Origin of the sequence: Veillonella dispar, from assembly GCF_900637515.1 — a bacterium.
GTDB lineage: Bacteria > Bacillota > Negativicutes > Veillonellales > Veillonellaceae > Veillonella > Veillonella dispar.
In genome coordinates this window covers 647584-662053 of record NZ_LR134375.1, presented here as the reverse complement: position 1 = coordinate 662053, position 14470 = coordinate 647584, and the positions used below count along the sequence as shown (strand labels likewise).

11 protein-coding genes are annotated in these 14470 nt (G+C 39.6%); all 11 read right to left on the bottom strand.

The features are described from left to right. Window positions 1-33 precede the first annotated feature (33 nt). Window positions 34-1338, bottom strand: coding sequence for a trigger factor (tig, locus tag EL171_RS03020; RefSeq protein WP_005385986.1), 1305 nt, complete (start codon window positions 1336-1338; stop codon window positions 34-36). Between the two features lie 163 nt (window positions 1339-1501). Then, window positions 1502-1957, bottom strand: coding sequence for a CBS domain-containing protein (locus tag EL171_RS03015; RefSeq protein ID WP_005385985.1), 456 nt, complete (start codon window positions 1955-1957; stop codon window positions 1502-1504). Window positions 1958-2159: 202 nt separating this feature from the next. Continuing rightward, complete coding sequence (gene rlmH / locus EL171_RS03010) at window positions 2160-2639, bottom strand: 23S rRNA (pseudouridine(1915)-N(3))-methyltransferase RlmH (protein WP_005385984.1); 480 nt, start codon at window positions 2637-2639, stop codon at window positions 2160-2162. A 3-nt stretch (window positions 2640-2642) separates the two neighbouring features. Then, window positions 2643-3449: an MBL fold metallo-hydrolase gene (locus EL171_RS03005; protein ID WP_005385983.1), complete on the bottom strand. Its 807-nt coding sequence runs from the start codon at window positions 3447-3449 to the stop codon at window positions 2643-2645. Window positions 3450-3555: 106 nt separating this feature from the next. Next, window positions 3556-4746: a RuBisCO large subunit C-terminal-like domain-containing protein gene (locus EL171_RS03000; RefSeq protein WP_005385982.1), complete on the bottom strand. Its 1191-nt coding sequence runs from the start codon at window positions 4744-4746 to the stop codon at window positions 3556-3558. 204 nt (window positions 4747-4950) lie between these two features. Next, window positions 4951-6336: a nucleobase:cation symporter-2 family protein gene (locus tag EL171_RS02995; protein WP_005385981.1), complete on the bottom strand. Its 1386-nt coding sequence runs from the start codon at window positions 6334-6336 to the stop codon at window positions 4951-4953. Window positions 6337-6483: 147 nt separating this feature from the next. Continuing rightward, window positions 6484-9033: a selenium-dependent xanthine dehydrogenase gene (gene xdh / locus EL171_RS02990; RefSeq protein ID WP_039969063.1), complete on the bottom strand. Its 2550-nt coding sequence runs from the start codon at window positions 9031-9033 to the stop codon at window positions 6484-6486. Window positions 9034-9050: 17 nt separating this feature from the next. Next, entirely contained in the window at window positions 9051-10400 is a 1350-nt protein-coding gene (gene hydA / locus EL171_RS02985) for a dihydropyrimidinase (RefSeq protein ID WP_005385979.1), read from the bottom strand. Continuing rightward, window positions 10397-12088: a hypothetical protein gene (locus EL171_RS02980; RefSeq protein ID WP_005385978.1), complete on the bottom strand. Its 1692-nt coding sequence runs from the start codon at window positions 12086-12088 to the stop codon at window positions 10397-10399. Before EL171_RS02980 ends, hydA begins: the two co-directional genes overlap by 4 nt. A 28-nt stretch (window positions 12089-12116) precedes the next feature. After that, on the bottom strand, window positions 12117-13445 hold the full coding sequence (gene ssnA / locus EL171_RS02975; RefSeq protein WP_005385977.1) for a putative aminohydrolase SsnA: 1329 nt from the start codon (window positions 13443-13445) through the stop codon (window positions 12117-12119). 52 nt (window positions 13446-13497) lie between these two features. Then, on the bottom strand, window positions 13498-14433 hold the full coding sequence (gene arcC / locus EL171_RS02970) for a carbamate kinase (RefSeq protein WP_005385976.1): 936 nt from the start codon (window positions 14431-14433) through the stop codon (window positions 13498-13500). Between the last annotated feature and the right edge of the window lie 37 nt (window positions 14434-14470).

Here is a 14470-nt window from a genome sequence, read left to right as displayed (position 1 = left end):
TTCACCTTTTCATGTACCTAGTTGAGCAAACTATTATTTAGCCGCTTCAGCGCCTTTTGCATTATCAATAATGAATCGAGCTGCTTTTTTGCGAGCTACAGAGCCTGCCAACATAGCTACACGACCTTCTTTTGCAATAATATCCCAAACTTCTTTAGGATCTGCCCCAAAGTTTTGAGCCATAATGAAGATTTCACGGTTCATATCATCTGGAGTTACTTCGATACCTTCAGCAGTTGCGATAGCGTCTAATACTAAATCAGCGCGTACGTTTTCAGCTGCGGAATCTTTGTATTCAGAGCGTAAATCTTCGATAGTTTTGTTGGAGAATTTCAAGTAGTCATCAAGTTTCAAGCCACGGCCTTCCATGTTCATAGCCAATTCTTGAATCATTTGTTCTACGCGATCTTCGATCATTACTTCTGGGATGTCTACAGTTGCATTTTTAACAGCTGTTTGAATCAAGTCAGCATTGTAAGTATCGATTGCGCGACGGGAAGCTTCTTCTTCCATTTTAGCGCGAAGATCTTTTTTCAATTCTTCAATAGTTTCGTAAGAGCTTGCTTCTTTTGCGAACTCATCGTTCAATTCAGGCAACTCTTTACGTTTAATGTCATGGATATGAGTTTTGAATTCTGCTTCTTTACCAGCAAGTTCTGCTACGAAGTAGTCTTCAGGGAATGTTACTTTTACAGTTACATCATCGCCAGCTTTAGCGCCAATCAATTGATCTTCAAAGCCAGGAATGAAGCTACCAGAACCGATTTGTAATGGGTAAGATTTACCTTCACCACCATCGAATGGTTTGCCATCAACAGAACCAGCGAAGTCGATTACTGCGAAGTCGTCTTTTTGAATTGTAGCGCCTTCTTCAGCAACAACCATTTTTGCTTGTTGTTCACGGATGTTGTTCAATTGTTCTTCGATTTGTTCATCAGTTACTGTAGCATCTTGTTTTTCAGCTTCTAAGCCTTTATAGTCGCCAAGTTTAACTTCAGGGCGTTTAGTTACAGTAGCTTTGAAAATCAAGTCTTTACCTTCTTCGAATTGTTCACGTTCGATTTCTGGGTCAGTTACAGGAACGATATCATTTTCACGAAGTGCAGCACTGTAGTTTTGGCTAGCCAATACTTCGAATGCTTCTTCCAAGATAGCGTCTTTGCCGAAGTTCATTTCTAAAACACGGCGAGGCGCATGGCCTTTACGGAAGCCAGGAATGTTTACTTGACCTGCAATGCGTTTTACAGCTTGTTTAATGCCTTTATCTACTTCTGCTGCAGGTACTTCAATAGTTAACGTTACTACGTGTTGATCAACAGGATTTACAGTTGCTTTCATTTAAAATATGTCCTCCTCGAAGGGCAATACGCCCAAATTTCTGTAGTATATTATGCACTCCTAATAATAACATAAATGCAAGGTCAATGCAATTCTTCTCAATTTACACTAAAAGACCACCCCAAAACGGGTGGTCTTTATATGTATTACATAATTATGCAAATTAGTTATCTTTAGCGATCAATTTGATGATGTCACGGCGAGATAAGATACCAATCAAATGGTAATCCTTGTCTACTACAGGAACATTCTTTAAATGTTGATCAAGCATAACAGATACAATTTCTTCTACATCTTTATCCGGTGTAGTTGTAATGACTTCTTCAGTCATCAACTCATGAACATGAGACGCTAACAATTTTTTAAATTGAGCATTATATTCGCCAATGCCATTGTAATAGATACTAGCACCTAATACATTTACATAGTGAGGTACATGAGGACGTACTTTTTTGTAAAGCAAATCGCCTTCAGAAATAATACCTAATAATTTATTGTTGTCATCCACTACGGAAACAGCTGTTAAATTATATTTTACCAACAAATCAGCTACATCAGAAATTGGCGCATCTTTGCCAACAGTAACAGGGTATTTATTCATTACTTCTTGGATTTTCATAGTGAATTCCTCCTTACAAATACATCTTGCTTTATTATACTATTCGACATAATATAATAAAACTCCTTTTTTCATAAGAACATTATATAAATAATTTGTAAGTCTATTCTAATAGTGTTTCTTATACTGATACTAAATCAATCTACCATCATCATAATTATATTATTTATTCAAGCGATACGATCTATTGAAATTAAATACATCACCAATGATATGGTTCATTTCGATTAATTTTAGACGCCCTATAAATTTGCTCTACTAGCAGCAAGCGCACCATTTGATGGGTAAATGTCATAGGACTAAAGGATAATTTATAATTCACAGACTTGCGCAACTCATCGCTTACGCCAAAAGCACCGCCAACGATGAACGCCATATCACTTATACCATCGACTTCTAGTTTAGCTATTGTTTTAGCTAACTCTTCAGAGGACATCGTTTTACCATACACATCAAGCAAAACGGTATAGGCATTCTTAGGAACCGCTTTTAATAAACGTTCCCCCTCTTCTACAACGACTTGTTTGCGATCCGCATCACTTGGTTTATCTCCAATTTTACTTTCATTTAGTTCTGTAATCGTAATGCCCCCGTATGGACGCATACGTTTTACAAATTCCGCTACCCCATCGCGCAAGTAAGCATCTTTTAACTTACCAATACAAACTACATAAAATCTCATACTCTACCTCTTTACAGATTGCATAGACACAATTTCATTAGGTTGTCCATGTTGCAATTTCATTTCCGGCCCAATGCGAACGCCTCCATCTACAAGCATCTGTCCTATCGTTTGCGTAACAAGGACGGCATTATTGTTATTTTCAGAACGATGGGCCAAAATAACTTGCATAAAGTCAGGTCGCTTCATCATGAGTAAAGCTCGGGCAGCCATTTCATTGCTTAAATGACCTTCATCACTAGCAACACGTTGTTTTAAAAATGGTTGATAAGGACCAAAGCGCAGCATATGAGGGTCATAATTGGCTTCTAGTACTAGCAGAGTTGTATCATCCATACGATGTAAGATACTATCAGAAATTACACCCGTATCGGTAACGACAGTAGCCTTATCTTTTCCAGCAAATACATTAATACCTATTGGATCAGCCGCATCATGACTAACGCCAAATGACTCGACTACAAGATTGCCAAGAGAGAGGCTACCCTTAGTCAATTCGATTAATTGGTTCTTTGGCACAATTAACTTATCTTGAATTTCACGCCACGTTCCTTGTTTTGTATACACAGGAATATCAAAACGTTTCAACAATTGTTGAAGCCCTGCAATATGATCACTATGTTCATGACTGATAAAAATGCCCTCTACCTGTGCCATATCGATATGCAATTCTTTTAAACCATTGACGATGCGCCGGCAACTAATGCCCACATCGTGCAATATGACGGAGTTCCCTTTTTTTATTACTGTACAATTGCCCTTACTACCACTAGCAAGGACATGGACCTCCAACGGTGAGGATTCACTCATCAAAACACTCCATATACTTAATCATAATTCTTTACATATTTTTGTGAAAGTCAGTGACTTAGTTATTCGATATAACTATTGTATTAAGTTATGTACGCCTAAACTATTATGACTTACTTTCAGATAAGTCAGTCAAACGCTCTACAAAGTAAGCCATATTAGACTCGATATCCGGACCTCTACGGAACATATCGCCCCCAACGAGGAACATCGTATCATTGCCATACAACTTAACTAGTTCATTAAGACGAGCATCTGTTACACCACCACCTGGAGCTGGGCAAGCCGCTTTCATCAATGCCATAGGTTGTTTAATATAATTCGAAATTCTCTTACATTGCTCCTCTGTGAAAGTAAATCGTCCACCATAGGATACAAAGATTGGCATATCAGCCCCAAAAATACGAGGTAACAAGCCTAATTGTAGATAATCAGCTATACCAGATGTGCCAGGACTTACAAATCCACCTGAATAAGCGGGATGGTGTATAATGGGCAATTGTAATTTTTCATCACTAGCTAGTTTATGTAGCCAACCAAACCCAACGAGCCCTGAGGCCACCATAAGAGCCGTTGCGCCAGCTTCCTTAGCAAAATAAGCACGTTCTATTACGTCTGTACCATCGCCAGACACATTAGCTGCATATAAGGTATGTGTGCCGTGTTTATCATTCATTTCACGCACTATAGCAGCACATCGCTTTACCCGATCTTTAAATTGAGAGAATGACTGATTAGAAATACCATGGTCATCCTTAATGACATCTGCCCCACCACGTGTATAAGCACCACACATACGAGCTAGCTCTTCATTAGGTGTCCCCATAGGTTTTACAACGGCTTGAATCATAGGACGCGTTGGTGTTTCCACTAGTTGGCGAATCCCATGCAAACCAAAACGTGGTCCTTTAAACACATCGTAAAGAGTTGGGCATAATTCAACATCTACCACCCAAATATGAGGTTGTAAGGACGAGTTTCCAAAGACAACATTTAAAAATTGCGTTGCTTCTAAGGCAGTACTATCTACAAGATATGAAATACGAGCCACATAGTAACGAGATATATCGATAACAGCATTTGGCATGACACCAACATTAACATATGCAGAATCCTGTTTCATCGGTTCAAGAGATTCTAATCGACCAGTAATGGTTCCTTTAATATATGGATCTGTGACAAACTCATAAGGAAACTCTATGGTTTGTTCTACTTGAACAGCCCACGCAATAGCTTTTGCCTCTTCATATGAACTTGCTTCTATTCGATACGTAACTATAAATCGCTCGTCTTTCATAATGCGTCTCCTTTGCAATAATATTATTTAATTATATACCAAAGTAGTACACGATTCCACACAAAAAAGGGCTCACTCTAAAACTAGAGTGAGCCCTTTTAAAATCGAAAACATGTATATAGATGTTTTACCTATACAAACAAGGTTTCTATTGTGAAAGACAATACATGTAATCGTATGAGAATAAACTCGTCTAACTATATATTATTGATAGAAATGTTTAGGATAGCCTTTGAATCGTGTGAAGTGACGGTATTTATGTATTGCACGATTAGGTTCGTTAACAGTTTTGTAACCAAAGCCATTGAATACAACGTTTAGAAGAACGGCAATGATACTACCAGCTGTGATACCAGATTTCAAAAGAATTTGAGCCCAATCTGGGAAATGAGCGTAGAAGTTAGGCGCAGCTAGAGGAATCATGGATACACCAATACTGATTGCTACTAACATCAAGTTGTAGTTACCATCAAAGCTAACTTTACCAAGGGAACGGATACCGCTGGCAATAATCATACCAAACATTGCGATACCTGCACCGCCTAAAACGGCATTTGGGATACAAGCTACGATAGCAGCTAATTTAGGGAAAAGACCTAATAAAATAAGAATAACACCAGATGCTGCTACAACGAAGCGGCTCTTAACACGTGTTACAGCGATAAGACCAACGTTTTGAGCGAACGCTGTGTAAGGGAAGCTGTTAAGAATACCACCGATAAGAGTAGATAAGCCATCAGCACGAAGTACTGCAGCCAACTCTTTTTGACCGATAGGTTTATCAACGATTTCGCCTACTGCGATACTGTCACCAGTTGTTTCAACCATAACTACGAGCATTACAATGATCATAGAAATGATAGAAGCAAAGTCAAAGGTTGGAAGACCAAAATATAACGGTGTTACAATGGATACCCATTGAGAACGACCTACTTCGGAGAAGTCAGTAACACCACAAAGCATAGCAAGGGCTGTACCGAGGATAAGACCTACTAAGATTGCTAGATTACCAATAAATCCTTTACCAAATCGATAGGTTATAATAACAATAACAAATGTAGCTACACCAAGGGCAATGTTAAGCGGATCACCAAAGTTTGGACTGCCTGCACCGCCGCCCATCCATTTAACTGCTACTGGCATCAAGTTGATACCAATAATAGTAATGATAGTGCCTGTTACTACAGGTGGGAATAGACGAATCAAACGACTAAAGAATGGAGCCACAAGGAATGTAAAGATACCGGCTACGATAATCGCACCGTAGATAGTTGTAATATCATGCTGCTGACCAATCATAATCATTGGACCTACAGAAGCAAATGTTACACCTTGAATAAGAGGAATACGACCACCGATAGGACCAAAGCCTAATGTTTGAATCAATGTAGCAACACCACATGTGAACAAGTCGGCCGTAATCAAACGAATTAAGTCTTCAATAGGTAAGTTCATCGCTTGTGCGATGATGATTGGTACCGCTACTGCACCTGCGTACATAGCTAGTACGTGCTGTAAGCCATAAGCAAACAATTGCGGGATTGGCAGCATACCATCTACATGGTCGACGCCAGATATAGCTTTACTCATAAGAATCACCTCATATCTTACGTTTTAGTTACTAGTAAATAATATAGTCATACTATCGTACATGATAGAGTTTAGAGAAATCTCATCGACTTCACGTGGGAACCTTGATGGTCAGGGGCTAAGGCCCCTAACCACTAAGCAAATATTCTATTTTTTATAACCTGTATGTTGAATCGGCAAGGATCTACGTGGTTCTCCGTCAATACGACGATACGCATTTGCAATAGCTGGTGCAATTGGAATACTGGAAATTTCACCAATACCTTTAGCGCCGTATGCATATTGTTCTGGTGTCCCCTTTTCAATCAAACTCACATGAATTGGTGGACATTGTGTCGCTCTAAGAAGACCTAGAGTGCCGTATTTAGCTGTTACATAGCCATCTTTATAAGGGAAGTCTTCTGTTACAGCAAAGCCCATACCCATGATAGCGCCGCCTTCAGCTTGACCAGCACAGGATTGTGGGTTAACTACACGACCTACGTCGTATGCTACATGTAAATCAGCAATTTTATTATCTTCACCAATTGTTGCTACACAAGCACCGTAACCATAGGCAACGTGATTTTTTGGATGTGGTTTATCAGAGTTGAATGGATCTGTTTCACCAAGGAACTCTTCATAAATTTCTACGCCATTCAGTTCCTCTAATGTCTTAGTTTCTAACATTTCTTTCAAGCGAAGACTTGCTTTACGCGTTGCTTCACCAGTGAATACTGTTTGACGAGATGCAGTAGTTGTACCAGAGTCTGGTGTACGTACTGTGTCAGGGCGTTCTACAAATACTTTGTCAGCTGTTAAACCAGTTGTTTCACAAAGAACTTGAGTAGCCATAGTAGCCATACCTTGACCGATACAAGCTGCGCCAGTACGGATGCGAACCACACCGTCACGCACTTCTAAGATAATGCGGCCAGTATCAGGTAACCCTACACCGATACCACTGTTTTTCAAGCATACAGCAAGACCTGTACGGTCAGATGCGTAGTATGCATCTTTTACTGCTTCCAAACATTCTGCTAATGCAGTTTCTTCGGAGCAAATTTGGCCATTTGGTAAGGAGTCACCAGGGCGAACAACGTTTTTATAACGGAACTCCCAAGGATCCATGCCTACCAATGCTGCTAATTCATCAATATTTTGTTCTTGACCAAAGATAGTTTGTGTTACACCGAACCCGCGGAATGCACCACCAGGAACAGTATTTGTGTAAACGCAAACGCCATCAAAGGCAAAGTTATCAAATTTGTAAGGACCACAAGAGTGTGTACCTGCACGTTGAAGTACAGGACCACCTAAGGATGCATATGCACCACAATTAGATACGATGTTTACCTTACTTGCTACCAAGTTGCCTTCTGCGTCACAAGCAGTAGTAATATCCATTTCCATCGCATGGCGTTTAGGATGAATATTAAGACTTTCTTGACGAGAGAAGAGAACCTTAGTTGGTTTGCCTGTAAGCCAAGCTACAAGAGATGCATGATGCTGTACGCTCATGTCCTCTTTACCACCAAAGCCGCCACCTACGAGCATGCTATGAACTTGTACAGATTCCTCAGGGATGCCAAGCATACGAGACACTTCATGACGATCATCGTAAACATTTTGGCTACCGGAATGTAAATGAATTACATCGCCTTCACGATATGCTACAGCACATTCAGGTTCCATGAATGCATGGTCGGTTTGAGGTGTGGAATAGTGATTCGTCACTACAAATGCGGCCTCAGCAATAGCCTTATCTACATCACCACGAGATAATGTTTGACGAGTCAATATATTTCCGTTTGGATGTAATTGAGGTGCATCTGGTTTCAATGCTTCTAATGGGTCTACTACAGGCTCTAACTCTGTATAATCAACTTCAACAAGAGCAAGAACTTCGTCCAAGTATTTTTTCTCTGTAGTTGCTACGAGCGCAATTGCATCGCCAACATAGCGAGTATTATCACCTTCTGCGATGAGTACATCCCAGTCTGGCACTAAGTGACCAGTCTTATTGAATGGTACATCTTTAGCAGTCAAAGCCGTTACACACTTAGGATGTGCAAGTGCTTTAGACACATCAACGCGATCGACTCTAGCACGAGGGTATTTAGAACGCAACGCTTTTGCGTAAATCATGCCATCCATCTGGATATCATCAGCATATTGTCCAGTACCAAGTGCTTTTTCCTCCGCATCAACGCGGTGTAAACGAGCACCTACATTACCAGTTGTATCCTTTTCAGGAACTGGTAAGTTCTCACGGAACATTTTTGCTGCCAGCATAATGCCTTCTTCGATTTTCACATAACCAGTACAACGACAGATATTGCCTAAAATAGCTTTTTTAACATCGTCAGGTGTAGGGTCATTATTTTCATCAATCAAAACTTTTGCACTAATAATCATACCTGGGATACAGAAACCACACTGCACCGCTCCGCATTCACCAAAAGCATAGGTGTATACCGCTTTTTCCCGTTCAGATAAGCCCTCAATTGTTACGACTGATTTACCATCTAATTGGGATAATTTAGTTACACAAGCCTTTGCTTTTTTTCCGTCTATAATTACTGTACACGTACCACAAGCACCAGCACTACAACCTTCTTTAGTGCCCGTCAATTTCAAATCAGCTCTCAAGAAATCAATTAAACGTTGATCCTCTTGAACCTCATGTTGGGTGCCATTCACTTGAAAGCGGTACATATATAGCCCTCCTCTCATTAAGGAATACATTCACCAAGATATGATTCTAATAAGGATCCATCTTGTACCACATGGTGACCTCTAAGGATAACATCTCGAACTTTGCCTGTTACGGATATGCCCTCATAAGGTATATAGTCAGCCTTTGTATGGGCAGACTCTTTTGAAAGCACATGCTCAATGCGCTTATCAACAATTGTAATATCCCCATCGCTACCTATGGATAATGTTCCCTTCTTAGGGTACATACCATAAAGTTTTGCAGGGTTTTCACTAACTAATTTCATAAAATCTACAGCGCTCATATTGCATTGGTTTACCAACACATCATAAGCGACAATCCCTCGTTCCTCAGCACCTGGGATGCCACCAGGAATCCGGGTAAAGTCATGTCGACTCTTTAATTTTTGATCATTAAAGGTAAAGCTACAATGATCCGAACCAATCGTTTGGAATAGACCATTTACTAATGCATCCTTTAATGCCATTTGATCTTGTATCGTTCTCAGCGGTGGACTCATCACATATTTAACACCTTCAAAATCAGGTAAATTATATCGTGATTCATCAAGCACCAAATATTGTGGGCAAGTTTCACAAGTTACTTTATGTCCAAGGTCTCGTTCCCGAATAACCTCTTCTATCCCCTCTTTAGAACTTACATGAACAATATGTACGGGATACTCTAATGCAGCACCTATTGTACTAAAACGCTTAATCGCTTCCGATTCAATCATGGCCGGTCTTGTGAGTGGATGATTGCTTACATCTAATTCACCGCGCTTACGTTTATCAGCTACGAGAGCGTCAATTAAATCACCATTTTCACAGTGTGCTCCAACAAGAGCTCCTGTAGGTTTGATTGCCTCTATAGCATCATAAATTTCTCGATCTGTTAAACGGAAACCATACGCTAAGTACACTTTAAAGGATGACACACCAGCCTCTACGACCTGTGGTATCTCACGGGCTACATCTTCATTCATTTCTACAAGTTCCATATGGAATTTGTAGTCACAGGAGCAATGCCCTGCAGCACGCTCCTTGTGAACCTCTAAACCTTTACAAAGGGATCCTTCCTCAGGAGAAGCAAAATTGATGATTGATGTTGTCCCACCAAGAATAGCGGCTTTTGTACCACTATCAAAATCATCCGCAGTAGACGCTAAGGCATTTGTCATCTGAAAGTGTGTATGAGGATCTATAAATCCTGGGAACACATAGCAACCTTTTGCATTAATAACTTCAGCACCTTCTGGAACAGAAATGTGTTCATCGATGGCGACAATTTTGTCGCCATCGATAAGTAAATCTCCGGTAAGAATTCGATCAGTTAAGACCAAGTCCCCTTGTTGTATGATAATCATGATACATAGTACACATGCTCTTTACAGAAGGCATGTACGACTCCTTTCAATTCTTCAGGTAATGCATCGATGTCACATACGGCTTCTTCACCTTTGAAGCGATAACCACAGCTAGTGCCTGTGATGTAGAAACCATCATTTGTACTATCTGCTAAAGCTTCAGCATTGTGGAAGAATGTAATGCGATCCTTGTATGGTTGACAAGGTTCTACGCAATGACATGCACAGTTACCACACTCATTACAGCTTTGATCTACATGAACGATCAATTTAGCATCATTTACAGTAACGACTTCATTACATCTATTAGGACATACGCGAACACAAGATCCACATGTTACACGGCAGTGATAATCAGAACTACGTGTACCTGGGAAGGATGGCATTGCTTCACGTTTTTTCTTCATTGCATCGCTCTTCTTGAAGATTTTATTTTCACTAATGTCTTTAGCAAGTTTAGCGATTAGATCTTTATGTACTTTCAAAGCAGCGTTGTAATCAGTAGATTCTACTTCATCGGCTAAACCTTTAAATGTATTGTAGCCTTCACCTTGAAGAAGAATTGTACATACTGTTACAGGCCAGATACCACAATCAAAGATAGCTTTGATATTTTGTTTTACAGCACCACCGCTGTAAGACATTGGTAAACGTTCGCCGAATTGAGCACTTAAGAGCTCAGCTACACCAATTGTTACAGGTAACAAGGATTTACCAGACATGTACATTTGCTCACCTGGCAATTCATTGTTGTGAATTTGTACAGGGAATGTATTTGTCAATTTAACGCCAAAGATCTTGTTGTGTTTTTCACCAAGAGCGATAAGACGTTCTAACATTGGAACAGCTTTGTCAAATTGAAGGTCAACTTCGAATTGATGATCTTCAAAGTCAATGTATTCAAAGCCTGCATTATCTAATAACTCTCTAATGCGTTTTGGACCTAACAATGTAGGATTGCATTTCAAGTATAAATGAAGGCCTTTTTCACTGATAAGGTAAGAACAAATAGATTCGATTTCTTCTGCTGGGCAACCGTGCATTGTGGACAATGTAATTGCTTGGCAAAGTTCATCGCTGATAGAGTTGATATAATCAGCATCGATATGTTCAAATTCATCTACATGGTCAAGGCACCATTGTTTACAAGTATCCCACATAGGAGATTGAGATGCACTGCGCATTGTGTTGATGAATTTATCAACCATAGGGCTCTTGATACCAGCCAAGTTGTAACCAACACTCATGATGAATAGGAAACCATCTGGATCGCCTAAGCCTAATTCTTTAGAGATTAATTTTAATGCGAACCATGCTTTGATATATTCATCAGCAGCTTCATCACAGCTATATTCAGAAGACCATTCTACGTTGTATGCTTCGTCTACAGAGTAGATACAAGGTCTAGGAATACCTAGTTCTTCACCGTACATAATTTGTACAGTTTTTAATTCGATGCAACGAGCACCTGCGACATAAGATGCCACAATATTTTGTGCCAACTGTGTATTAGGACCTGCTGCTGGACCTACAGGATTTTCAATAGATTTACCAAACATTGGTAAACGTTGTTCATGATTGATACGATGAATTTTATTTACATTATAAATACGATTGTACATCTTGTACTCAGTCATAATGTGGTTCATCAATTTTCCGAAACTTACCGGATACATAATGTCACTCATAATGTCACACTCCTTTAAAGCGTTTGTGTTATGGGTTTAGTCGTTTCCATAAACCTTTAGATGTTGCTAATACTTCATTCATTACTTCAGCTTTGTCAATGCCTTGTAATTTGCGATCAATCATACGTGGTACACCATCACTAATAGTTGTTACTACATACATACCATTAGCACCGAATAATAAATGACCATTGATGTTATTTTCATCAAGTGGTGTTGGTGCTGCGTAATCAAGAACGATTACGTCAGCGGCAGCACCTTTTTTAAGGATGCCTACTGTGGTGTCGAAGAATTCATTCGCCATTTTGCGGTTGTTTTCAAATAGCATATGAGGAACTTCGCCCCAGCCTACATATGGTTTATGTTGCTCATGTTTTACAAGGCAGTTTGCTACTTTGTAAGATTCTAGCATGTCATTTGTGTAACCATCTGTACCTAGACCAACTGTGATACCTTCACCTAATAGCTTCAAGATATCTGTTGTGCCTACTGCATTACCCATGTTACTTTCTGGGTTATGTACAACCTTAGCTTGAGATTTCTTCAACAATTCTACATCTTCATCAGTTACGTGTACGCAGTGACCGGCGATGCTCTTAGGACCTAAAATGCCAGCTTCAACAAGTCGTCTAACAGGTGTCATGCCATATTTTTCTTTACTATCTGCCACATCTTCTGGCCCTTCTGCAACATGAACATGATAACCTAATTTATCTTCATTGTGAGCTTTCACATAGTCTAATGTATCAGAGCTTAGTGTGAAAGATGCATGCAAGCCCATCATAGCAGCGAGTCTAGATGGATCTTTTATCGCTTCTTTACCAAAACGTACATTTTCTGCAACGGCTGCTTTCATTTGATCTACGCCGTTACGGTCAGATACTTCATAGCATAAGCAAGAGCGAACACCAAACTGTTTAGCCACATCAGCAATTACAGATAAACTATTGGCAGTTTCACCATAACTTGCATGATGATCGAAGATAGTGGTAACGCCATTTTCGATACAACCTAAATATGTAAGTAATGCGCTAGCCTTCACATCTGGAGCTGTCAATTTATTATCTAAATAGAACCATAGTCCTTCTAAAATTTCACCAAAGTTAGTTGGTGCTGGACCAGGCAAGGATAAGCCGCGTGCAAGAGCAGAGTAAATATGATGATGTGCATTGATAAAGCCTGGCATAATCAAGCCGCCATGAGCATCAATAACTTCTGCTTCTTTATATGTTTTGCATAATTCATCATATGCGCCAATATCAATAATCTGAGTTCCGTCAATAACAACAGCGCCATCATAAATGATAGGTCTATCAGTATCGCGAGTAATTACAGTACCTTTTCCTAATAAAATCATAGGGCACCTCCCCAACGAATCGTTGGATGCATACTTATAAATCTATATATTATTATAATACGATACGCGTGCCGGTTTTTCCTGCTATACCATCCTTAGATTTTTCTAATAATGTGATAATAGAAACACGGCCTTTTTTAGATTCTGCAAATGCAATGGCAGCTTCTACTTTTGGTTTCATAGATCCTTCTGCAAACTCACCTGCTGCTGCATATTTTTTCGCATCTGCTACAGTGATTTCATCAAGCCATTGTTCATTTTCTTTACCAAAATTAATGGCTACTTTTTCAACTGCTGTTAAGATAACAAGTACATCAGCATCAATTTCTTGTGCTAATAAGCTACTAGTCCAATCTTTATCAATAACGGCTGCTGCACCATGAAGTTCATTACCTTCTCTAGTTACAGGGATACCGCCACCGCCACAAGCAACGATTAATTGTTTACCTACTAAGCCTTTAATCGCTTCGATTTCGATAATTTCTTTAGGTGCTGGAGATGCTACTACACGGCGATAACCGCGGCCAGAATCTTCTTTTACAACGTAATCGTAATTTTTTTCTGCGTATTCAGCTTCTTCTTTAGTCATAAAGTGACCAATTGGTTTTGTAGGATTTTTAAAACCAGGGTCATTTTGATCAACCAGTACTTGTGTAACCATTGTCATGGTTGGTAAATGTTCAATACCACGATTTAGCAACTCTTCATGGAGCGCATTTTGTAAGTCATATCCAATATATGCTTGGCTCATTGCTACACATACAGATAATGGAGTATTTGGTTGACCTTCTACTTCACGTGTCAACGCAGCCATCGCATTGTTGATCATACCAATTTGAGGGCCATTACCATGAGTTACTACTACATCACAATTGGCTTCTACTAAATCAATAATTGTTTTAGCTGTACTTTTTACGGCAATCTTTTGTTCTGGAAGGGAATTGCCCAATGCATTCCCACCTAGTGCTACTACAACTCTTTTTTTCATGTTATGCCTCATAACAAACTAATAAGAATAAAAAGGA

What these genes read in the sequence shown, in the direction of transcription:
- arcC (WP_005385976.1), bottom strand. Translation starts at nt 14,433, where the DNA reads ATGAAAAAAAGAGTTGTAGTAGCACTAGGTGGGAATGCATTGGGCAAT.
- xdh (WP_039969063.1), bottom strand. Translation starts at nt 9,033, where the DNA reads ATGTACCGCTTTCAAGTGAATGGCACCCAACATGAGGTTCAAGAGGAT.
- EL171_RS02995 (WP_005385981.1), bottom strand. Translation starts at nt 6,336, where the DNA reads ATGAGTAAAGCTATATCTGGCGTCGACCATGTAGATGGTATGCTGCCA.
- hydA (WP_005385979.1), bottom strand. Translation starts at nt 10,400, where the DNA reads ATGATTATCATACAACAAGGGGACTTGGTCTTAACTGATCGAATTCTT.
- ssnA (WP_005385977.1), bottom strand. Translation starts at nt 13,445, where the DNA reads ATGATTTTATTAGGAAAAGGTACTGTAATTACTCGCGATACTGATAGA.
- EL171_RS03000 (WP_005385982.1), bottom strand. Translation starts at nt 4,746, where the DNA reads ATGAAAGACGAGCGATTTATAGTTACGTATCGAATAGAAGCAAGTTCA.
- rlmH (WP_005385984.1), bottom strand. Translation starts at nt 2,639, where the DNA reads ATGAGATTTTATGTAGTTTGTATTGGTAAGTTAAAAGATGCTTACTTG.
- EL171_RS03005 (WP_005385983.1), bottom strand. Translation starts at nt 3,449, where the DNA reads ATGAGTGAATCCTCACCGTTGGAGGTCCATGTCCTTGCTAGTGGTAGT.
- tig (WP_005385986.1), bottom strand. Translation starts at nt 1,338, where the DNA reads ATGAAAGCAACTGTAAATCCTGTTGATCAACACGTAGTAACGTTAACT.
- EL171_RS03015 (WP_005385985.1), bottom strand. Translation starts at nt 1,957, where the DNA reads ATGAAAATCCAAGAAGTAATGAATAAATACCCTGTTACTGTTGGCAAA.
- EL171_RS02980 (WP_005385978.1), bottom strand. Translation starts at nt 12,088, where the DNA reads ATGAGTGACATTATGTATCCGGTAAGTTTCGGAAAATTGATGAACCAC.